The 21,137-nt window shown below is 61.7% G+C and carries 18 protein-coding genes and 1 pseudogene; 12 read left to right on the top strand and 7 right to left on the bottom strand.

Annotated elements, in window-relative coordinates; all coding sequences use genetic code 11:
* The first annotated feature begins 35 nt into the window (after positions 1-35).
* Positions 36-794, top strand: coding sequence for a sulfatase-like hydrolase/transferase (locus M1E17_RS10800; protein ID WP_457967700.1), 759 nt, complete (start codon positions 36-38; stop codon positions 792-794).
* 889 nt (positions 795-1,683) lie between these two features.
* On the opposite strand, the gene M1E17_RS10795 is transcribed toward M1E17_RS10800, so the two are convergent.
* From M1E17_RS10795 to M1E17_RS10780, 4 genes and pseudogenes are all read right to left on the bottom strand, one after another.
* A complete protein-coding gene (locus M1E17_RS10795; protein WP_457967295.1) occupies positions 1,684-2,052 on the bottom strand; it encodes a type II toxin-antitoxin system death-on-curing family toxin in 369 nt (122 codons plus the stop codon).
* Positions 2,049-2,255: a ribbon-helix-helix protein, CopG family gene (locus tag M1E17_RS10790; protein WP_457967293.1), complete on the bottom strand. Its 207-nt coding sequence runs from the start codon at positions 2,253-2,255 to the stop codon at positions 2,049-2,051. Before M1E17_RS10790 ends, M1E17_RS10795 begins: the two co-directional genes overlap by 4 nt.
* A 61-nt stretch (positions 2,256-2,316) precedes the next feature.
* A pseudogene (locus tag M1E17_RS10785) lies at positions 2,317-2,584 on the bottom strand (transposase); the annotation flags it as partial.
* A 42-nt stretch (positions 2,585-2,626) separates the two neighbouring features.
* Positions 2,627-3,157, bottom strand: coding sequence for a YbhB/YbcL family Raf kinase inhibitor-like protein (locus tag M1E17_RS10780; protein WP_457967291.1), 531 nt, complete (start codon positions 3,155-3,157; stop codon positions 2,627-2,629).
* A gap of 1,600 nt (positions 3,158-4,757) precedes the next feature.
* On the opposite strand from M1E17_RS10780, the gene M1E17_RS10775 reads away from it, so the two are divergent.
* The 3 genes from M1E17_RS10775 to M1E17_RS10765 all read left to right on the top strand — a co-directional run bounded on the left by M1E17_RS10775 (position 4,758) and on the right by M1E17_RS10765 (position 8,561).
* Complete coding sequence (locus M1E17_RS10775; protein ID WP_457967289.1) at positions 4,758-5,786, top strand: DUF4192 domain-containing protein; 1,029 nt, start codon at positions 4,758-4,760, stop codon at positions 5,784-5,786.
* A gap of 1,298 nt (positions 5,787-7,084) precedes the next feature.
* Positions 7,085-8,218, top strand: coding sequence for a tyrosine-type recombinase/integrase (locus M1E17_RS10770; RefSeq protein WP_457967287.1), 1,134 nt, complete (start codon positions 7,085-7,087; stop codon positions 8,216-8,218).
* On the top strand, positions 8,211-8,561 hold the full coding sequence (locus M1E17_RS10765; RefSeq protein ID WP_457967285.1) for a helix-turn-helix domain-containing protein: 351 nt from the start codon (positions 8,211-8,213) through the stop codon (positions 8,559-8,561). The genes M1E17_RS10770 and M1E17_RS10765 overlap by 8 nt, the downstream gene beginning before the upstream one ends.
* Before the next feature lies 1 nt (position 8,562).
* On the opposite strand, the gene M1E17_RS10760 is transcribed toward M1E17_RS10765, so the two are convergent.
* Positions 8,563-8,823, bottom strand: a complete 261-nt coding sequence (locus tag M1E17_RS10760) for a hypothetical protein (protein WP_457967283.1) — start codon at positions 8,821-8,823, stop codon at positions 8,563-8,565.
* Between the two features lie 114 nt (positions 8,824-8,937).
* On the opposite strand from M1E17_RS10760, the gene M1E17_RS10755 reads away from it, so the two are divergent.
* Together M1E17_RS10755 and M1E17_RS10750 are read left to right on the top strand one after the other, a co-directional pair.
* On the top strand, positions 8,938-10,020 hold the full coding sequence (locus M1E17_RS10755; protein ID WP_457967282.1) for a Fis family transcriptional regulator: 1,083 nt from the start codon (positions 8,938-8,940) through the stop codon (positions 10,018-10,020).
* A gap of 22 nt (positions 10,021-10,042) precedes the next feature.
* Entirely contained in the window at positions 10,043-10,417 is a 375-nt protein-coding gene (locus M1E17_RS10750; RefSeq protein ID WP_457967280.1) for a hypothetical protein, read from the top strand.
* A 650-nt stretch (positions 10,418-11,067) separates the two neighbouring features.
* Here the strand turns inward: M1E17_RS10750 and M1E17_RS10745 are convergent.
* Together M1E17_RS10745 and M1E17_RS10740 are read right to left on the bottom strand one after the other, a co-directional pair.
* Entirely contained in the window at positions 11,068-11,388 is a 321-nt protein-coding gene (locus tag M1E17_RS10745; protein ID WP_457967278.1) for a plasmid pRiA4b ORF-3 family protein, read from the bottom strand.
* 93 nt (positions 11,389-11,481) lie between these two features.
* Positions 11,482-12,261, bottom strand: a complete 780-nt coding sequence (locus tag M1E17_RS10740) for an IclR family transcriptional regulator (RefSeq protein WP_457967277.1) — start codon at positions 12,259-12,261, stop codon at positions 11,482-11,484.
* A gap of 31 nt (positions 12,262-12,292) precedes the next feature.
* Between M1E17_RS10740 and M1E17_RS10735 the strand changes: the two genes are divergently transcribed.
* From M1E17_RS10735 to M1E17_RS10710, 6 genes are read left to right on the top strand one after another with little or no spacing between them, the layout of a single operon-like run.
* On the top strand, positions 12,293-14,026 hold the full coding sequence (locus M1E17_RS10735) for an IlvD/Edd family dehydratase (RefSeq protein WP_457967275.1): 1,734 nt from the start codon (positions 12,293-12,295) through the stop codon (positions 14,024-14,026).
* Positions 14,013-16,889, top strand: coding sequence for an FAD-binding and (Fe-S)-binding domain-containing protein (locus tag M1E17_RS10730; RefSeq protein ID WP_457967273.1), 2,877 nt, complete (start codon positions 14,013-14,015; stop codon positions 16,887-16,889). The genes M1E17_RS10735 and M1E17_RS10730 overlap by 14 nt, the downstream gene beginning before the upstream one ends.
* A complete protein-coding gene (locus M1E17_RS10725; RefSeq protein WP_457967271.1) occupies positions 16,882-17,796 on the top strand; it encodes an SMP-30/gluconolactonase/LRE family protein in 915 nt (304 codons plus the stop codon). The genes M1E17_RS10730 and M1E17_RS10725 overlap by 8 nt, the downstream gene beginning before the upstream one ends.
* Positions 17,793-18,650, top strand: coding sequence for a fumarylacetoacetate hydrolase family protein (locus tag M1E17_RS10720; protein ID WP_457967270.1), 858 nt, complete (start codon positions 17,793-17,795; stop codon positions 18,648-18,650). Before M1E17_RS10725 ends, M1E17_RS10720 begins: the two co-directional genes overlap by 4 nt.
* Positions 18,650-19,687 (top strand): zinc-dependent alcohol dehydrogenase, encoded by a 1,038-nt coding sequence (locus M1E17_RS10715; RefSeq protein ID WP_457967268.1) that lies wholly within the window; start codon positions 18,650-18,652, stop codon positions 19,685-19,687. Before M1E17_RS10720 ends, M1E17_RS10715 begins: the two co-directional genes overlap by 1 nt.
* Positions 19,684-20,358 (top strand): SDR family NAD(P)-dependent oxidoreductase, encoded by a 675-nt coding sequence (locus M1E17_RS10710; RefSeq protein ID WP_457967266.1) that lies wholly within the window; start codon positions 19,684-19,686, stop codon positions 20,356-20,358. The genes M1E17_RS10715 and M1E17_RS10710 overlap by 4 nt, the downstream gene beginning before the upstream one ends.
* Positions 20,359-21,137 lie beyond the last annotated feature (779 nt).

Here is a 21,137-nt window from a genome sequence, read left to right as displayed (position 1 = left end):
ACTATTTTGACGACGGCATCAATTGCAACTCGGTTGTGGCACGTCCCTGGTCCCGCTCGGAATCCCTTCACCCAACCAACTGGGTCGTGACAGAAGCAATCTCGTGGTTATACCGCCGAGACCCTACCGTTCCATTCTTCCTGTACCTCTCCTTCCACCGCCCGCACCCGCCATACAATCCGCCAGTATGGGCCTTCGAACAGTATTTGAACCTTCCTGACCATGAACCACCCGTGGGCGACTGGGTTGCCGACCTTGAGGGCTATGGAACGGATCATCGGCCAGACGCCCACGTTGCTACATACGATCAGCAGACTTTGAACCGAGCCCGTGCCGGATATTACGGCAACGTCACGCATATCGATCATCAGATTGCCCGCTTAATGGAGGTACTACGCGAGTTCGGGTTGAAGGAAGACACGTACATCGTTTTCACGTCCGATCACGGTGAGATGCTGGGTGATCACGGCCTCTGGCGTAAGGGATATCCGTACGAGGGGTCATCTCGCGTGCCGTTGTTGATATCCGGCCCGGGCATACCCGGGGGCCAGCGGGTCGATGCCGTCGTCGAACTTCGTGACTTGATGCCTACTCTGCTCGACGCGGCACATCTTCCGGTGCCGGGAAGCATCGAAGGCATTAGCCTCTTCGGCCTCACACAAGGTGACGAGCAGGGCAGCAATGTTGAATTGCGGCCTTACCTACATGGTGAGCACGTACTCCTTGGCCAGTCCATCCAGGTGGGTGCGAGCAGGCAGTTGGAAATACATCTGGTTCTCGAAGAATGGAAATGAGCAACTTTTCGACCTCCACAATGACCCCGAGGAGACCCGGAATCTCAGTAAAGATCCCGGTTGCCGGACTCAGCTCCTTAAACTTGGAGCTAACCTCATCGCCGAACTCTCCGGTCGCCCGGAGGAGTTCGTGCAGTCGGGCCAGCTAGTACCTGGACAGGCCGTCGTTACGCTGCTTCCAAAAGGATCGTAGACAAGGGTGGGTGTTAGTGGAGGACGTTCCTAGCCGTGGCGCCGCCCGCGATAACCTCCGACTGGTTTCGGACTTCCTGACAACCAATGCAGCCCCAGCATCGTCGTCGGCATAGCCGCCCTCACTTCCGGGCTCCGTTATGACCGGCTGAAAGCTCACTCGCCGCAGTATGTAATCCCTACGTACTTGGGAGGACAAACCGAGCGCACGCGGCCTCCTTGACCTCTAGGACGAGCCCTTCAAGAAGATTTCGCACCAAAGTCGGCAACGTCATGTTATGCCCGCAACCCCGGAGCATGAATAGGTGTTGGCCACCTCCGGCCCACCCGACAGAACCGGAACGAGGAACCATTCAACAGCACCACAGCACGCGGAGGGCCCACTAGCCGGGACCCTGAACCAGCGACCCACACACCTGGATAGTCCACCGCAGTGGCCAGGCCAGAGCCCGCGCACCAGCTCCAGAGGGACGCCATCACGAACTTTGTACACACGTTAAACTAAAATCCCCTCTGAAGAGGGGCTCCCTTGTGCCCGAGGTGGGACTCGAACTGCATTCCCGCCCGTGCAAACACTGGGAACTCCAGAAAACATGCGCAATCCGAGCCGGTCCGGCCGATATATGGACCAGTCGACGCCGAATGTGTGGACAGTGTCAAAACTCTCTTCATCTCCGAACTGCAGGTGAACGCACGGCTACCGCCTGACGAGGTGGGTCGCAATCGTCCCCGCGCTGTCCTGCAGTGTGATGTCGCCGGCTGCCACACCCACGACGAGATTGAAGGCCTCGTCAGTGCTGAAGTCATGCCGGTAGCCGTTGATCCAGAGCATCAGAACCATCAGCGTCCAGGCCGTGCGTTTATTTCCGTCGATCAGGGGGTGAAACCGCGCCACCGACTCCATGAGCGCCGCTGCCTTCGTCGCTAACTGCGGATAGGCTTCCACCCCCATCACAGTGGTTGCCGGCCTCGCCAGTGCCGAGCCCAGAAGCCCGATATCACGGACATGGAATCCAAACCGGTCAACGACCTGCAAAGCGTCCTCAATCTCGAGGTACTCGGTCACGCATCCTCAAGGCGTGTCAAAAGCTCGGCATCATGGCTCAACACGAAATCCAGACCCTCGCCGATATCACGGGTCCGATGGTGACGCTGCAGGACCAGCTCTGCACCCTGGAGCAACAACGCAGACTTCGACGTATGTTCCTCGGCGGCCAGCTGGTCCAAACGCCGATCAAGATCTTCGGGAACACGCAGATTCATAGCCATCCACCAATGGTACCAAAACAGTACCAGCAAGGGTCCTGTCTCAGTTAAGTTGGCAAGGCCGATCCGCGACCGTCACCAGCGCGGCCAGGATACTGTCCCAAGTTCCATCACCGCTGTAGCGGCGGTGCCGCTTCCAAAGCGTCTGCCACGGACCAATTCGGCTGGCACATCCCGCCAAGCGATCCCGCAGCGGTATCGGCAAACAATGCCCTCGACCACCGCCGGTCGTCCCGGAAGGGGCGACCCCGGCGACCAATAGAAGACGGCAGCAACGGCTAAATAAGGACCCATTGCCCATCAGTCAAAACATAGAAATACGAGACACCCATCACGCATTCCGGACACCCCCCTCAGGGCTTGGGAGACACGCCCTAGCGGCGTTCGAAGGTTCCCGTCAGCCTCGCCCGGCCCAAGGTGTGGGTGGAGAGCGCGGATTGCAGGGCGGCGGGGGTGTCATCAGTGCGCAGGTCCAGCCGCTCAACATCCATGGCATGGACCACCAGCAAATACCGGTGCTGACCGTGCCCGGGAGGCGGGGCAGCTCCCACGAAACCGACAAATCCGGCATCGTTCTTCAATTGCACTGCACCAGACGGTAACCGGGAGTTGTCCCGGGAACCTGCACCGGCCGGGAGGGAGGTGACGTCTGCCGGGATGTTCACCACAGCCCAATGCCAGTAGCCCGAGCCTGGGGCATCGGGGTCGAAGACGGTGACTGCGTAGCTCCTGGTTCCCTCGGGCGCGCCCGACCAGGTGAGCTGGGGCGATTCGTCCCGCCCGCCGGCTCCCAGGACGGCGCTGCGTTGGGATTTCGGAAGAACCTGGCCATCCTCGAAGGATTCGCTGATGACTTCGAAGGATTCGATCCCGGATGTTGGTGCAAATGGATCATGCGTTTTCATGGCTGCCTTTCAGTTGCTGTCAAGCTCCGCACCCGTCAGTTCGACGGCAGGAGCGTCCTCTGCGGCGGTTTCAATGCAGTTGAGTTCGGCACTCGTGGGCGGTTTAGCGCCAGCGCGTGAGACGGTCACGGCCACAGCCTTGGCCGCGTGCGTGAGGAGCTGGCAAGGCGGGCCGCTCTATCTCGTCTGTCACCGGGACAGCCTATCTAAGGGGTGGAATTTTGGCTTGCTGGCACGGAATTCGGGCGATCGAGCCCATTTCGCATCAAGAAAGTCGACGATAACCCACAACTGGACTCAAGAACTCCGCGAGCATCAGGGGTTCATTCTGGGCTGGCTCCCGTTTAACACATGGCTTTCTCACTGCAAAAATCTACACCGCGACACACTGCCTTGTTCCAACTGTCCCGAGTGATCAGACGAATCATCGTTGCCCGTCATTCTGATGCTTCATCGTCCTTGGGACCTGCGCGCAACCAGGGCTCCAAGCGGTAGCTCCGCTACAAGAACGACGCCCCGATCCAATGCCCGCGAACTGGAAGGCCCAGAGGCAGAGCCCGAGTACCAGGCCGCCCTGCCAGCGGGAATCCCGATGCTTGGGGTCAACTAGCTTGCCGATCGAGCCTGGACAAGAAAACGAAAGCAACCCGTTGGTCATGCAGTAGCCCCATGCCATCACCATGAACATGCGTGAGACGAGAAACAGACCACAAGCCGGCGCAGCGTCACTCCCCCGGGTCGAAACAAGTCGTGTTGCCAAGACCCGGCCCAGCAATGAAGGAGTAGCAAGCCGAAAATTCGCCGACAGAACGAAAGGAAGGATCCGGCCACAAGCACGGCCCACCGACAAAAACGGCGTGACTGCCACCCGTCATTAATGACCCCCGGACAGTGTGTGGACACTGTCAACAGGGTCAGAGGCCAAAAGCCACTGACCTGCGGAAACCCTGTGCCCGAGGTGGGACTCGAACTGCATTCCCGGCCTTGCCAACGCTGGGAACTTCCGAAAACATGCGGAATTGGAAGCACTCCGAGGGCGGTATTACCCGGTCCGAGGCCAAGACTGTGGACAATGTCCACACCCCGATTTCGCCCCCGCCGAAGCGTTCGACCTACGACTGCACCCCGCAACGACGGAATGCGGTTCTTCTTTGTCCTGACAGATTTGGCTCGCACCTCAACAGACCTTTGCGGTACAAGAATCCGACAACGACCCACCTTCTTGGGAGGATTTGCGCGCCGAGCCACTTATCGCTCCGAGTGTTTCGAACCGGCCTTATCTTGCTCGGTCATGCCGCTCACTTCTTTGGCGTCAATGGACGGGCAGAAGTTCCAACGCTGCTTGTCATTCTGATATGGCCCATGATCGCTGGGCGGGCCCTCCGCGCAACCAGGGCGCTACCGCGCCGACCCGGAACCGAAAACTTCATGATAAGAACCGTGAAGCATTGCCTGCGGATGAAGTTTTCGCCCCCGCGCCGGTCCCCCAAGTTGCACCCGGCCCCCCAACCCAGCGGGTGGTCCCCTACCAGAACGACACCCACAACCAACAACCGCAGAAAACACAGCAACACAAAAGGGTGAAGGGAAACAAGGGATCATGGAAAAGCTCACGATCACAACACCATCAGATGTCCTCAGCTTCATCGGCCACACCCTAGGCTTCTGGCCCCAGGAAAGCCTGGTCTGCATCACCCTGAACAACAACAGCATCGGCGCGACCCTGCGCATCGATCTCCCCCGCCAACCAGGCCAGGAACTCCCCTACGCGCGCACCGTCGCCCACTACCTCACCAGCGACACCACCGCCACATCAATCCTCTTCGCCGTCTACACCAGCGAAACAGCCCCGCAGGGACAAGCCAGACCCCACGCTGGCACCATCGCCGCTCTCACCGGGGTCCTGGCTGAACAGGGCATCACCATCCGGGACGGACTCTTCGTCGGCGAACAAACTTTCTCCCCCTACGACGGCGAACCCGGCACCAGTCTCGCCCTGCCCGTCAGCTCCACCCAGACCAGCGCGATCAACGCCGAATTCATCTACCGCGGCAGCTATATAGAATCCACCGACAGCGTCACCCTCCCCACCACCGGTCATGAAGAAGCGAAAGCGGCCGCCGTCGAACACCATATGGAAGCCATCGCCGCCCAACCAGCCGGCACCGCGCTCCAGCAAGGCAGGAAACTTTGGGGTGACATGCTCGGGTCCACGGCTTTTCCCAGCGACGATGATTGCCACGCCCTGGTCGCGAATCTTCAGTTCCCGGCGATCCGGGACCGGCTCATCGCGGACATCCCGGGAGTGGACGAGCCCATGCAGCACATCTTGTTTGCCCAAACCGACCAGGCCCCGAAGTGGTCACGCATCGAATGGGCCCAGCAGCTGCTCCTTCATGCCTACACCCGTACCAGTGCAGAACATGCAGCACCGGTCCTCACTGCAATCGGCTACATCAACTGGTGGGAAGGCAAAGGCAGCAAAGCCCACCAATTTCTCCAACTCGCCCTCGACAACGACCCCGCCTACCGCCTCGCCCGCCTCAGCGACCAAATGATCGGCTCCGGCCTTGTCGCCGGCTGGAACATGAACAAAGAAACCGCGTACAAGGCACTGCCCTTCGATTAGCCCTCTCGGGACGTTAGAGGTTCAATAGCCCCCGGCCAACGTGCTCTGGACTAGGCGGGGCGCGAGAGGCTTACCGCGACGTCAACGTGACAGGGCCACCCGGTTGTCCAACGTGCTGTTGGACAATTTCAGTAATGAAGCATCGACTTCTCGCTTAGATTATGCGGTGCCGCAACGGCTAGCAGTTGTCCGGCCGATCCGCCATTATTTCCCGACGCCGGAGCGCCACTAGGGTTCGGCCCAGAATTTGCTGGCAACCGATAGATGTGGCTGGCCACTCCCGGCATCCGCACTCCGCCGCACCTCCTCGGTTTGCATGTAGAACAAATATGGGCATCCACCCGGGAGGCGGGGTATGGTCCTGCCGCAAGTGACGCCAAAGCCGCACAAAGCTGCCGTACCTCATGTTGCAGACGTGCGATGTCGTCCCCGTGATGGGGCCCGGGTCTATGGGCCAGTACTACCGCCGCTTCCCAAATCCTGGCAGCCCACCGGGTTTTATCGAGCTAATGCGGCCTCTGGGAGGGGCTGGGCGCTGCCCTCCGGAACCTGGGACATAGGGCGGGTATCGGTTGAGGCGCGAGATGTCCGAAATGACGCGTTCGATCTTCCCCATCATGTCCTGCCGGTCTCGCGCACGGTTGATGCCCTTAGCTTTAGTCCGTAGTTTCCCCGCCCCGACTCGGACGGCGGCTGCGATTCGTTCGTAGTTCTCGTCCCGATCACTCCAGAGCTTCATCACGAACAATAGTTGGCGCTCAAGTCTTTCGACGTCGCCCCTAACTTGTCCATATAGGTCCTCGTGGGGCTCGAGTCGGGCGCTCTTGTCCCTTGCGTTCGTCATGCTCCAGATCCTAAGTTTTGACCCCAAAGATTTCATCAAGGGTCATCCATCAGTGATTCGATCGCCCTTGCCGGCGAGCCAACACAAGGTCGATCACTGGCTAAAGGCCTTTACTCACGGTCCACAACGCTGAGATCTGACAGGCCACATTCGGTGGCTGCGAGACTAGATTTGAGGCGCATGAGCGCACGAGGGTCCACCGTCTACAAGGCACAATGCGGGCGACGGGCTCGTTCACGTCGGCTTTACAGAATCTCCATTATCGGCGCTTAAGTAGGACGAGTTCAAACAGATGAGAGAACCCGTCCACAGGCGTTTTCCTGTGTTTTCGCAGGTCAGGCTTATCTACGCGGCGGCACGTGCAAAACGCGCATTGCCGTGGCTCGCCGTAGTCATGCGGATTAGCGGCGAAATCTCTCATTAGATGAGAGTTTCTTGCGTAGAGTTAGGTTTCGTGAATATTGAAGCCGGACGGATTCCGGCGTTTCTGACCACCGCGAACGTCGGGTTGCTGCGGGCTGAGGATCGCGCCTTTGAGGCGATGTTGGATGGCTGGCGTGCCCAGATGCTGGCCCGCGGCCTCTCGACGTCTTACATCAAGAGCTCTTGTGGGACGGTTCAGCGGTTCCAGGAACACTCCAATCAGTACCCTTGGACCTGGTCTGCGCATCATGTAGATGAGTTCCTGGCGGATCGACGCAGCTCGGAGAACGGCCTGGCGCTATCGACCCTCAGGGCCAATTCCGGCGCCATCAGGGCGTTCTGCTCCTACCTGACCGATGGGCGCTACGGGTGGGCAAACTTCTGCGAACGAGTCTTTGCGGACATTCCGGTGCAGGTCGTGTTCGAGTGGAACTCGCCCCGGCACACAACAGACGATGCCATGCCGGCACGCCGCCGGGCGTTCACGAAGGCTGAACTCCAGATGTTCTTCGATGCCGCCGATGACCTGGTCGACACCGAGTTCGCCAAGGGCTCGAAGCGCTGGCTTCCTGCACTGAGGGACTCGACGGCGTTCAAGGTCGCCTATGCCTACGGGCTCCGCCGGCGAGAGCTAACGATGCTGGAGTACGTCGATTTCGGACCGAACCCGCACGTTGAACAGTTCGGCCGATTCGGGGCGCTCCAGGTGCGCTGGGCGAAAGGAACCAAAGGCTCCGGACCGAGACGCCGGACCGTTCTGACCGTCCCGGAATTCGATTGGGTCGTAGGGCTGCTTGAGCACTGGCTCTCCCCCGACGGTCGGAAACGTTTCCCGACGGCGGACCGTTCGACCAGCCTGTGGCCCTCGGAACGCTCAGGCTCCACGGTTCACCGCAACTTCGACCGTTCCTTTCAGCGCGTCCGGGAGATCGCCGGGCTCCCCCAGGAATTGTCCTTGCATACCTTGAGGCATTCCTACGTCACTCATCTGATCGAAGCCGGCTACGACCCCTTGTTTATCCAGCAGCAGGTCGGGCACAGCTACTCCTCGACCACCGCCCTCTATACTTCCGTGTCGGCGGACTTCAAACAGAAGACCATCCAGACGATGATCGCGCAGCGCCTACGCAGCAGCGGCACTGACGAAGGGAACGGCCATGGCTGAACAGCGACGGATCGGATACCGCTGGAACCTTCGGCAGATGATGGCCCAACGAAACCTCTGGAAGACCACCGAGCTTCTCCCCCTGCTCAAAGCCCGTGGCATCAGCCTCTCTAACGCCCAGGTCCACCGCCTAGTCACCGGAACACCGGAACGCATCCCCGCCCAGACCTTCGCCGCTCTCTGCGACATTCTTGAGTGCACCCCGAACGACCTGTTCGAACCCTACGTCCAAATGCGCGCCAAGAGTGCCAATGCCCCGAAGATGCCAGAAGACCTGGGTATCCAGCCCGGTACGCCGATCGCACGCCGCATCCGCGTCCTGCCACCGGACGAAGATGCCTAGATCACGAAAAGCCAGCAACCCCGAAACATGGCCCGAACCATGCGGGCGATGCGCCGAACACCACCAGATCGCGGTCCGCTGGCCAGACGCCGCCATCTGCGGCTACTGCTACCAACAAGCCAAAAGAACCCGAGGCACCTGCGCCTGCGGCCACGAGGGAGTCCTGCCCGGCCGCGTCGACGCGCTTCCGGCCTGCCGGAAATGCTCCGGCGTCCGACTCAACGTCGACTGCATCGGATGCGGCAACGAAGAGGAACTGCACTCCGGTAACCGATGCTGGCCATGCATTCTGTCAGCAACTGTCGACCGGCTCCTCAGCGCAGACAACCAGCCAACCTCACCCGCGCTCCAGGCAATCGCCACAGCCCTGAAATCCATGAAACGCGCCAACAGCGGACTCACTTGGATCCAACAACCACACGTCACAGCCTTCCTCAAACAACTGGCCGCCACACCAGTCATCAGGCACGCCGGCCTCGACGAGCTCCCACCTTCGCCAACCCGCGAATACGTCCGCGGCCTTCTCGTTGAACACGCCGCCCTGCCACGCCGCGACGAACTCAACGCCCGATTCACAGTCTGGGCAGACCAAGCCCTCGACCGGATCGCCACCCAAAGTCATCGCGACATCATCCGGCGCTACATTCGATGGCACCACCAACGCCGCATGAACCAGATGGACGAAGTCACCCAAGGCACGTTCCTCCGGGCCAAGCAATCGGTAACCGTCGCCATCGACCTGCTGAACTGGCTCACCGAGCACGACACTGAACTTACGGAAGTGAACCAAGCACACTTGGACCGTTGGCAGGCTGAAGGCCCAACGACGCGAGGCATCGCCTCACGCTTCCTCGACTGGGCAATCAGGACCAGCCTCATCGACCCGTCTTTGAAGCTGCAGCCTCACCGCCGCGGCACTAGCCCCCGGTTGGACGCCGCCAGGCAAACAGAAGTCGTGCACAGCCTGAGCCACACTACCGACATGAACCCCCGGGATCGCGCAGCAGCCATCCTGGTCATGGTCTTCGGCCAGCAGGTCTCCGACATCGTCCAACTGACGTGGGACAACGTCACGGTGACAGAGGAACTCGTCACGATAACCCTCGGAACAGTGGAGATAGCCCTCAGGGAACCGCTCGATGAGCCTTGGCGTGAACTAGCAGCTTCCCCAACCCACGACCAGACAGCTGCTCACCCCAATAGCAATTGGGTATTCCGCGGCGGCTCCCCGGGCAGACATCTCCAGGCCTCAACCCTCGCTCAAAGACTCAGCACCGCTTTCAGCAGCCGGGCGGCCAGGCTCGGAACCCTTCACGAACTCACCAAACTCGCCCCGGTAGCCATCATCGCCGAGGCCCTCGGCTACAGCCCCGCCACCATCGAGCGCCACGCCATCGACTCATCAGCCAATTACGCTCAATACATCGCCTCGACAGCGCTGGCGAGGAACCAACCATGACAAAGACGGGGCAAAAGCAAGAATGAATCCCTACTGGAAGCTGGACCATCTCCAGGACGTTTACCTCGAAGACAGCTGGATTCTGTCGATGAACGCTTCGCCAGGACGCCTGGAAGTGCTCTTGGACTTCGTTCTCCGAGAAAGTCACCCGGACTACAGCAACCCCAAACCCGGAGAACAGTACTGCTACAAGAGGGGCAGCCTCGTGTTCTCGTCAGTGAGCGAACTGCACTGGACCGCGCAAAGCAGAATTACGCCCGTAACTGACGCCAGTGGTGAGATCGATTACGGATCACTCGATGTGCTGGAGTTCAAGGACAACGTCTGGTCGATGGACGGAGACTTCGGGCAGATCTCGTTGATCTCGACGCCACCACAAATCGAATGGCTACCCTAATTGCTGGTGCCCCATTGTTGGCGGCGCACGGGACGACCGGCCATCAGACTGGGATGATCATTGACACGCCAGTTATCCGGTTTCGAGCCAGCGGATAAACCGCACTTGATCCTCGTCGGGCATCGGCCAGGTAGAGGGCGTCACCCAAATCACGGTTCCACGCCCACAGATGCGTAGACCTTCGTACATGCGCAGCTCATCGCCCGGCAAAATGCCCCGCCAAGCTGGCACACCTTCAAAGAAGCAAGGGAGCGATCACAGCGCGAACTGTTTCACCCGGCTGAATGTCCTCCCGAGAGAAGCCCAATACTGGTGCACCCGCTTGTTCGCCGTCGGCCCAGCCAGGCAAGCCCCAGTTCGGTCGGTAGCTGAATCTAGTTTTCACGGCGGAGCCACCTAGCAGAGGTGTGTCCCGTCCGCCTTCCGCCGTCGGCACGACACACAGATTGATCCCTATCGCCACCGTGGGAAGGACTTCCATAACCGCAGTTTAGTGGTCACAGCACCAATGCATATTTGAAAGCCAAGAATCTCTAACTCGTCCCAGATCAACACGTCTCGCTGCCAGTAGGAAATGGGTGGGGGAGTACGTGTAAGAGGGGCTGGTAGCTGCCGTCGTTCGTGGCGTTTTCTTCCCCCAATTCCCCGGGTTAGAACTGTTCAGCCGGCGCTCGATTCACGGCGGGAATGTCAAGGAAGGCAGGGTTGAAGGGCGCAATTGAGTCGGTCAGGCCAGCCACCCACGCGGCGTGTTCGTCATGGTCAGGATGCGACGAATCCTCCAGCGCGTCGATGATGTCCTCGAATCCAGGCAGTCCGCCGGAGTCTTCCAGCGGACCACGCCGGGCGCCGTCGATCAGCTGGGCCGGCGAACTGTTCTCGTCCCTGGGTCGGCGGGATGCCAGCTCGAGACGATGGAGCCAGCTGTCACCAAAGTCGTACTCATAGAATCCTCCCCCTGATCCCAGCACGCAAAGACCGCGAGGAGGTGTTCGGGCGGCCTGCCAGGAACGGGGTCTCAGTGTGCCGGCTGTTGTGAGGTTAGGCCTGGCGGGCTTGTGCGCTCAGCCCGCCAAGGCGGAGCGAACGCCGGCGGCGAGCGTTGGAGCCGTCTGAACAAGTTGCTCCAAGGGGTATCTGAATCGCAGCGCGCTGACGCTGATGGCACCTGTTGGCGTGGTGGAGGAGGTGCCGAATACCGGTACCGCGATGCAGTTGATGCCGAGTTCGTTTTCCTGGTCATCGATGCCGTAGCCGCGGGAGCGGGTTGCCTGCAGTTCGGCCAGGAGGGCAGCCGGGTCTGTGATTGTCGATGCCGTCTTCGCTTCAAGCTTGTCGCCGTCGAGCCATGCAGCCAGCTGCGCTTCGGTGTCCACGATGTAGGACAGAAGCAGTTTCCCGACGCCGGTCCGGTAGGCCGGGTTGCGGCCGCCCACGTACGAGGTCAGCTTCACCGACCCTTGGGTCGGGTCGACCTTCGCACGGTATACAACATCCTTGCCGTCGAGCACGGCGTAGTGCACTGTCTCGCCGTATTCGTCCGCCAGTGCATTCAGGAGTGGCTGGAGCCTTTCCGTCTCGGGGCGGGCCGCGTGATTGCTGAAGGCAAGCCTGAAGAATTCATCCCCCAGGGAGTAGACGCCGCGGGCGGTCAGTTCGGCCAGTGAGGCTTTCCGCAAGGACGCGAGGGCGCGGTGCACGGTGGACTTGGGACTGTCGAGGGCGCCTGCAAGCTCCTCCAGTGTCGCACCCTCCGGACGCTTTGCAAGTTCAACAAGAACGGCGAGCACGCGGTCGGAGCCGACGAGGCGCTCCCCTTGGCTTGGATCTGCATCGTGTGTCATAATTCCATATGTTACTACTGAATTCTAATAAATGGAAAAGGTAATTGTGGATCATCTAAGGAGCGCGGACTGGTACGCCGGTTCGGACCGGAATGCCTACATCCATCGTGCCTGGATGCGTCGCGGCCTTCCCGAGGACGCCCTCGAGTCCAAGAAGCCTCAGATTGCGATCGCCAACACCGCCTCGGACCTTACTCCCTGCAACATGCATCTCAATGAAGTTGCTGACTCGGTCAAGCAGGGCGTCTGGGCAGCAGGCGGAGTCCCGCTCAACCTGCCCGTCGTCTCCCTGGGTGAGACCCAAGTCAAACCCACCGCCATGCTCTGGCGGAATATGGCCGCCATGGCGATGGAGGAAATGTTCCGTGCCAACCCCATTGACGGACTTGTGCTGTTGGGCGGATGCGACAAGACAATCCCGGCACTGCTGATGGCCGCGGCGTCGGTCAACATTCCCGCAGTCGTCGTGCCTGGCGGGCCGATGCTGACCGGCCACTTCCGCGGCAAGGCCCTGGGATGCGGCACCGACGTCTGGCGCCTGAGCGAAGAAGCCAGGGCCGGCACCATCACCAACAGCCAGTTCACCCAGTCAGAGCAATCGATGATCCGCAGCAAGGGCCACTGCAACACGATGGGAACCGCCTCGACGATGGCCGTGGTGGCAGAAGCACTCGGGATGACAATTCCCGGGTTCGCCGGAATCCCAGCCCCGGACGCCCGACTGCTCTCCATGTCGCACGACACTGGCCGGCTCATCGTGGACATGGTCGCACAGGGCCGCCGGCCCAGCGACGTCATGACCAGGGAAGCATTCCTCAACGCAATCATCGCCGTCGCCGCCGTGGGCGGATCAACCAACTCTGTGGTGCACCTGCTCGCTATCGCCGGCCGGCTCGGAGTCGACCTGAGCCTTGAAGACTTCGATGCCGCCGGCGCTGGAGTGCCCGTCATGGCAAACCTGCAGCCCTCCGGCACTTTTCTTATGGATGACCTGTACCGTGCCGGTGGTGTGCTTGCCCTCCTGTCGCAGATAAAGGACCTCTTGCACCCCGCCCCCATCACCGTCACCGGTACCCCACTCGTCGAGTATCTCGTTGACCAGCCGGTCCACGACGAAACAGTCATCTACCCCCGTGAGGCCCCGTTCTTGGATGATGCGGGCATAGCGGTACTACGCGGCAACCTCGCCCCACGCGGAGCCATCATCAAGCCTGCGGCCGCGACAGCCGAACTGCTGCAGCACACCGGCCCCGCCGTTGTCTTCGACAGCATCGAGGACATGCGCGCACGCATCGACGACCCGGACCTGGACGTCACCGCCGACTCAGTTCTCGTCCTGCGCGGTTGCGGACCCCGCGGCTACCCGGGGTTCCCGGAAGTGGGCAACATGCCCCTCCCCCGCAAACTCCTGGAACAGGGCGTTCGGGACATGGTGCGTATCAGCGATGCCAGGATGAGTGGCACCGCCTACGGCACCGTCATCCTGCACGTCGCCCCCGAAGCCGCCGCCGGCGGGCCGCTCGCATTCGTCCGCACAGGGGACATCATCTCCCTGGATGTCGAAAACCGCACCCTCACCATGGACGTCTCGGATGAGGAGCTGCACGCGCGCACTCAGAGCCCGGCCAGTGAGGCCGGCTACGCCGCACCCGCCCGTGGCTGGGCGAAACTCTATGTCGACCACGTCATGCAGGCTGATCAGGGCGCCGACCTGGACTTCCTCGTGGGCTCCAGCGGGGAAGCGGTGGGCCGTGAAAGCCACTAACTTAGCCTCCCGCTCCGTTCTCACTGGCCCGGAGACCGGGCTGGGTGCACGGCTTGGTGACGCCCTCCCCCGCGAGGGAGCCGTCTCCACCAGCCCCTTCGACAGGGTGATCGCCGCCGTCGACGCATCGCACTACCTGCTGACACCGCGTGCAGTCGTGACCCCCCAGAACGCGGGGGAAGTCGGGGCGCTGTTCGCCTATGCGACAGCCAACGGTGAAGCTCTGACGTTCCGGTCTGGTGGCACAAGCCTGTCCGGGCAAGCCTCAACGTCGAACATCCTCGTCGATACCCGCAAATTCTTCCGCTCCATCACCATCGAAGATGACGGGCGCATCGCCCGGGTAGGCCCCGGCGCAACCGTCCGCCAGGTCAACGCCCGACTCCTGCGCCACGGCCGCAAACTCGGGCCAGACCCTGCCAGCGAAATCGCCTGCACCATTGGCGGCGTCGTTGCCAACAACTCCTCCGGCATGGCCTGCGGAACACGCCAGAATACCTACCAGACGCTGCGCTCAGCGATCATCGTCCTGCCCAGCGGCAGCATCGTCGACACCAGCACCGGGGACGCTGATGACAGGCTTCGCGCCACAGATCCTGAGCTCTGGCATTCGCTCATGGCACTGCGGGAGCAAGTCCTCGCCGCACCGGAGCTCGTCGCAGAAATTGCACGTCAATACAGCATCAAAAACACCATGGGCTATGGGCTGAACTCGCTCGTCGACCACGACACGGCCGTGCAGATCCTCGCGCACCTCATGGTCGGCAGCGAGGGAACGCTTGGCTTTGTCGCGGAAGCCTCCTTCAACACCGTGCCGCTGCACAAGTTCGGGGCCACCACCCTGCTGGTGTTCGACACCCTGCGCTCCGCTACTGAAGCACTGGTGGATATCGTCGCCACCGGACCGGCAACCGTTGAGCTCATGGACGCCACATCGCTGCGTGCGGCCCGCATTGATCCAGCGTCCCGCGCCGCGCTCCCCCAGTTCGAGCCCGTCAACCATTGCGCGCTGCTCGTTGAGTACCAGGCCTCGACCGCATCTGAACTCGCCGAGCTGAGCCACGATGCAGAGACACTCTTCGCGCGCCTGCCGCTGACTGCTGCACCGGTCTTGTCCCGGGACGAGACGGCCCGGGCATCCCTCTGGCGGATACGCAAGGGGCTCTACGCAACAATTGCCGGCTCCCGCCCGTCCGGTACGACGGCTCTCCTGGAGGACATCGCGGTGCCGGTTGAGGCGCTCTCGGAGACCTGCGCGGGCCTCACACGCCTGTTCAAGGTCCACGGTTATGACGACGCCGTCATTTTTGGGCACGCCAAAGACGGCAACGTGCATTTCCTCATCAACGAAGACTTTGATGAAGAGTCCAATCTCGCCCGGTATGCGGCGTTCACCGAAGACATGGTCGAGCTCGTGCTTCGCGCCGGCGGCACCCTTAAAGCCGAGCATGGGACAGGGCGAATCATGGCACCGTTCGTCGCACGACAGTATGGCCCTGTGCTCTACGGGATCATGCTGGAGATCAAAAAGGCATTCGACCCGGCAGGGATCCTGAATCCGGACGCTGTCCTCACCACGGACCCCGACCTGCACCTCAAAGACCTCAAGTCCACACCCACCGTCGAAGCCGAAGTCGACCGGTGTGTCGAGTGCGGCTACTGCGAGCCGGTCTGCCCCAGCAAGGACCTCACGACCACACCCCGCCAGCGCATCGTTGTTCAACGAGCGATCGCCGAGGCAGAGCTGCGCGGCGACACAGCCCTCGCCAAGGAGCTGCGCCGTGAGCAGGAATACGAAGTCGTTGACACATGCGCCGTCGACGGAATGTGCCAGACGGCGTGTCCGGTGCTCATCAACACGGGCGACCTGGTGCGGCGTCTGCGGTCCGAAAAGGTCGGCGCGGTTGAGGCTGCCGTGTGGACGGCCGCGGGCAAGGCATGGAAACCCGTGATCCAGGCCGCCTCGGCCGCCCTCACTGTCGCTGCCGCTGTGCCCGCTCCACTGATCACGGGCCCGAACTCGGCCGCCAGGGCCCTGCTAGGCGCGGACACGCTTCCGCTGTGGTTCAAAGACCTGCCAAAAGGCGGCCGCAGACGCCGGTCAGGGGCGGACATCGACGTGGATGGCGTCTACTTCCAGGCCTGTGTGGGGACCATGTTCGGCCCGACCGAGGGAGGCGAGGGTGTCGCTGCCGCTTTCGAATCCCTCGCCGCGAAGGCCGGTCTCGGGCTCGTACGGCCGGATGGGATCGGCGGCTTGTGCTGCGGCACCCCGTGGAAGTCCAAGGGAATCCTCAGCGGATATCACAGCATGGTTGACCGCACCGCTGCCGCCTTATGGGAGGCATCTGATCACGGCCGGCTGCCCGTCGTCTGCGACAACTCCTCATGCTCGGAGGGCTTGGTGCTTGCGCTTGAAAAGGCGGTCGAGAGCAATCCGAATTATCGGGGACTGCGCATCATCGACGCCGTCGATTTCACCGCCGAGCACATCCTGCCCCGCCTCGATATCAGCACTAGGGTCAACAGCGTCGCCGTGCACCCGACCTGCTCGAGTACCCGGGCCGGTTCCAACACCAACCTCGTGAAGCTCGCCGCTGCCGTGGCATCGGCAGTAACAGTCCCGGACAGCTGGGGATGTTGCGCCTTCGCCGGTGACCGGGGCATGTTGCATCCCGAGCTCACAGCCAGCGCTACCGAGCGCGAGTCAGGCGAGATCGCCTCCGGCGAATTCGATGCCTACGTATCGTGCAACCGCACCTGCGAAATCGGCATGACACGGGCCACGGGCCAACCGTACGTCCATGTTCTTGAGGTACTGGACCGGGCTGCAGATCCACAATTAAAGGAAGCCCATGAGTGAGATTCCCAGCCTTGCAGCAGCGGCGGCGACGCCTGCTGACTACAACCTTGCCGAAGGCGTGCTGTGGGACGACCGTGCCAGTCTCGTCAGGTGGGTGGACATCTGGAAAGGCCGCGTACTCTCCGGCGCACTCGACAGCGGACGTATCTCCGACATCCACGAGGTCACCATTGGTGAAACCGCCGGAGCGGTCGCAATAGCGGAAGACGGCGGACTGCTGGTTGCCGCAGCCCGCGGCCTGGCAACAATCTCACCATTGGGCGACGTGTCCCTCGGGCCCGACCTGCTCGGCGGACGGACCGGCGTCCGTTTCAACGATGGGACAGTCGATCCCCACGGCGCCTTCGTCGTCGGCACCCTCTCGCTCACCGAGCGCACCGACGAAGAGGTCCTGCTTCGCGTCTGGCCCGATGGCCGGATGGAGACGTTGCGCGAAGGCATCGGCCTTTCCAACGGTGTCGCGTTTTCGCCCGACGGCGCCACGATCTACCATGTCGACACGTTTGCGGGCACGGTTTCACGGCACTCCTACGGCCCGGCCCCCTTCAACCCGGAAGAACCCTGGGTCACGGTCCTTGACGGCCTTCCCGCTTACCCGGACGGACTCACTGTAGATGCCGAGGGCGCGCTCTGGGTGGCGCAGTGGGGCGGATCGAGTGTTCGGCGGCACGCACCGACCGGTGAACTGCTTGCAGTCGTGGAAGTAGACGCCGCACAGGCCTCATGCCCAGGTTTCGTCGGACCGAACCTCGACACCCTGGCCATCACTACTGCCCAGGAAGGGCTTGACACCCTCACCGACCAGGCGGGAGCCATCTTCCTCGCCGACGTCGGAGTTTCAGGCCTGCCACCACACCGGTGGGCAGGCAGCACAACCACCCCCTATTGGAGAAAAGAAAAACTATGAGACTCGTACGAGTTGGAGCCGGCGGCTCCGAGGCCCCTGGCGCACTGATTGACGACGACACCTTCATCGACCTCTCAGATATCGTCAGCGACTTCAACGAGGCGTTCTTCGCATCGGGCACAATCGCGACCCTGCCCGCCATCATCGCTGACCGGATCGCAGACGGGCGGGGTGAGTCACTCGACGGACGCCGCTTCGGTGCACCCATCGCCCGGCCCCACCAGATTCTCTGCATCGGCCTGAACTACAGCGACCACGCCGCCGAAACCGGCCAGGCCGTACCGACCGAGCCCATCCTCTTCACGAAATCGCCCAACACCCTCATCGGCCCCAATGACGACGTGCTCATCCCACGTAACTCGGAGAAAACAGACTGGGAGGTCGAACTCGGCATCGTCATTGGACAGCGCGCCTCCTATCTCGTGGACGAGACAGAAGCAGCCGCTGCCATCGCCGGCTACGTCCTGGTCAACGACGTCAGCGAGCGGGCCTGGCAGCTCGAACGAAACGGTCAATGGGCGAAAGGAAAGTCCGCACCCACCTTCAACCCCGCAGGGCCATACCTGGTGACACCGGACGAGATCGACGACGTACTGAACCTGGATATGTGGCTCGACATCGACGGCGTGCGCCGCCAGACCGGCTCGACTTCGACGATGATCTTCAGCCCAACCTTCATCGTCCATTACCTCAGCCAGTTCCTGGCACTCGAGCCCGGCGACCTCATCAACACCGGAACACCCCCCGGCGTCGGCATGGGAATGACACCCCAGGTCTTCCTGAAAGGCGGCGAAACCATGACGCTCGGCATCACCCGGCTGGGAAGCCAGACGCAGCAAGTGATCGCCAACTAATGCGTGCACTTGTCGTCACCGGGCCCCGCCAGGCCCACGTGCAGGACGTTCCCGACCCCGTCGCCGCAGCCGGTCAGTTACTCGTTGACGTCGAACGCGTCGGCATCTGCGGCACCGATGTGGAGCTCTACACGGGCGAGATGGCCTACATCGACCAGTGCTTCACCAGCTTTCCCTTGCGGCTGGGCCACGAGTGGACCGGCCGGGTTGTGGCAGCAGGCTCACCGGAAGATGAGGGCTGGATTGGCAAGCGGGTGACAGGCGACACCATGCTGGGTTGCGGGCACTGCCAGTACTGCCAGTCAGGGCACCATCACGTCTGCCCCAACCGCTTTGAAGTCGGGGTTCGGGACGGTTGGGATGGGGCGCTTGCCGAACGTATGCTTGTCCCAAGCAAATTTGCGTACGAGATCCCGGAAAGCGTCAGTCTCACCTCCGCCGCCCTCGTCGAGCCCGCCGGTAATTCCCTCCGCGCCGTGCGCGGCGCAGCTCTGCTTCCAGGGCAAAAACTCCTCGTCCTCGGCTCAGGCACTATTGGGCTTCTGGCCGCACAGTTTGCACTCGCGGACGGCGTTGAGGTCCATGTCGGCGGCGTACGTGAAGGTTCGCTGGCCCTCGCCCGTTCACTGGGCGTACAGCACACTTGGCAGCTCGGTGAGCTCGCCGATGGCCGGGCCGACGAATTCGACGCCGTCATCGAAGCAACCAGTAACGCTGATATGCCGGCTCTCTCTGTTCGCCTGACTAAGCCAGCCGGACGTGTGGTGTACATCGGCTTGTCCTCGGGTCCGAGCTTCGTCGATACCCGGGAAATAGCACTGAAGGACATCACAGCAGTCGGAATCCTTTCGGCATCCCCTGGCCTATCCGGGGCGATTGCCGGCTTCGCCAGCGGAGCAGTGAACCCGGAGGCCATTGTCAGTGAAGTTATACCGCTTGAAGAAGTTCCCGCCCGGCTTGAAGGCCGGCGAGGCAGCAACGCCGGTCCAGGCCCGAAAGTCCACGTCGACCCCCGTCTTATCCAGGAGAAACCATGAAAACAGCACTCGTCACCGGTGGCGCCAGAGGCCTTGGCGCCGCAGTTGCAGATCGGCTCCGAGCAGACGGCATCCGCGTGATCACACTCGACATTGCTGGCGACGTAGACGTCGTCGTCGACATCACTGACGAAGACCGGCTCACCGAGGCGGCAGCAGCAATCGGCCCCGTAGACATCCTCATCAACTCTGCCGGCATTGTCGGCCCCGGCATTCCCCTCGTCACAACGACATCCACCGACTGGCGCACCGTCTTCGACGTCAACGTCCTCGGCGTCGTCGCCACCATGCGCGCCTTCGTGCCCGGAATGGTCGAACGCGGCTGGGGCCGAGTCATCAATTTCGCGAGCATGGCCGGCAAAGACGGAAACCCTAACCTGTCCATCTACTCCGCCTCAAAAGCAGCCGTCATCGCCCTCACCAAATCGGCCGGCAAAGAACTCGCGACCACCGGCGTCCTGGTCAACGCCATCGCACCCGCCGTGATTGCCACGCCAATGAACGACAACACATCACCAGAAGTGCTCGCCCACATCACCAGCCTCATCCCCATGAAACGAGTAGGCAAAGCGGAGGAAGTCGCCGAACTGGTCGCCTGGCTTTCCTCGGAGAAGGTCAGCTTCTCGACGGGAGCTGTCTACGACATCAGCGGCGGACGCGCCACATACTGACATTTGAAGCTTGGCCTGCCCCGCTTGGCCGCGCGGTATATCCCCAGCACGCCTGGGCGGGACACGAGCCAACTGGGCCGTCTTCGCCGCCGTAACCACGGTCTCACCCATATCAGTTGACCTGCGTAACGATGGTGGACGAATTCACCCTCGACGGAGTCCACATCACAGACGCCGGCTACCGAGCCTGGACCACAGCCCTCAAACCGCTGGTCTAAGTCCAGCAATAAGGCCGTTCCGCCCAAAACTTCCACACGGGGAAGCGGCTGAGGGCCAGGTCTCCAACCACCCGTGCTTCCACCGGGATACACACAGAACAGGAAAAACAGTGTCAAACTCCTCTTCCCTTTCGGCAGATTTGACTGCCGTGACTGGCTCGCGGACCCCGTCCGCCAAATGAGAAGACCCCGGCCACCACCGCTCCCTAACTTCCGGCTAGACACTTACGCGTGTAAGTACAACCGCTTGCCGTATTGTTGTCGGAATTTTTTGATCCGGGCTGGAAGGCGGGACCTTTACGGGCTGCGGCTGTTAGTCGAATGAACCCACGCTGCCCCAGGGGGCTGCCCCAACGGCTGCCAATTTCGAGCCGTGGAGACCCGAATTGACGTCAGCCGTGGACAATCAGAGCCGTTACTAGTTCAGGCGAACGGGGTCGGTGGAGTATTGGTTTATAGGCTTTTTGCAATCTGCGGGAGGCAGGGCTTTGCCACTGCAACATCGCTGAGGGATTCACCCTAGTTAGCTGCAAGGAAAGCTCCCAACCCCTCGGGGATGGG

It is taken from the genome of Arthrobacter sp. D1-29 (assembly GCF_054130585.1).
Note: the sequence above shows the minus strand (reverse complement) of the source record. Positions and strands in the feature narration are given on the sequence as shown.

Coding starts and splice junctions, on each gene's coding strand:
- M1E17_RS10710 (WP_457967266.1), top strand. CDS start 19,684: ATGAAAACAGCACTCGTCACCGGTGGCGCCAGAGGCCTTGGCGCCGCA.
- M1E17_RS10720 (WP_457967270.1), top strand. CDS start 17,793: ATGAGACTCGTACGAGTTGGAGCCGGCGGCTCCGAGGCCCCTGGCGCA.
- M1E17_RS10780 (WP_457967291.1), bottom strand. CDS start 3,157: ATGAAAACGCATGATCCATTTGCACCAACATCCGGGATCGAATCCTTC.
- M1E17_RS10740 (WP_457967277.1), bottom strand. CDS start 12,261: ATGACACACGATGCAGATCCAAGCCAAGGGGAGCGCCTCGTCGGCTCC.
- M1E17_RS10750 (WP_457967280.1), top strand. CDS start 10,043: ATGAATCCCTACTGGAAGCTGGACCATCTCCAGGACGTTTACCTCGAA.
- M1E17_RS10725 (WP_457967271.1), top strand. CDS start 16,882: ATGAGTGAGATTCCCAGCCTTGCAGCAGCGGCGGCGACGCCTGCTGAC.
- M1E17_RS10735 (WP_457967275.1), top strand. CDS start 12,293: ATGGAAAAGGTAATTGTGGATCATCTAAGGAGCGCGGACTGGTACGCC.
- M1E17_RS10765 (WP_457967285.1), top strand. CDS start 8,211: ATGGCTGAACAGCGACGGATCGGATACCGCTGGAACCTTCGGCAGATG.
- M1E17_RS10715 (WP_457967268.1), top strand. CDS start 18,650: ATGCGTGCACTTGTCGTCACCGGGCCCCGCCAGGCCCACGTGCAGGAC.
- M1E17_RS10775 (WP_457967289.1), top strand. CDS start 4,758: ATGGAAAAGCTCACGATCACAACACCATCAGATGTCCTCAGCTTCATC.
- M1E17_RS10790 (WP_457967293.1), bottom strand. CDS start 2,255: ATGGCTATGAATCTGCGTGTTCCCGAAGATCTTGATCGGCGTTTGGAC.
- M1E17_RS10755 (WP_457967282.1), top strand. CDS start 8,938: ATGAAACGCGCCAACAGCGGACTCACTTGGATCCAACAACCACACGTC.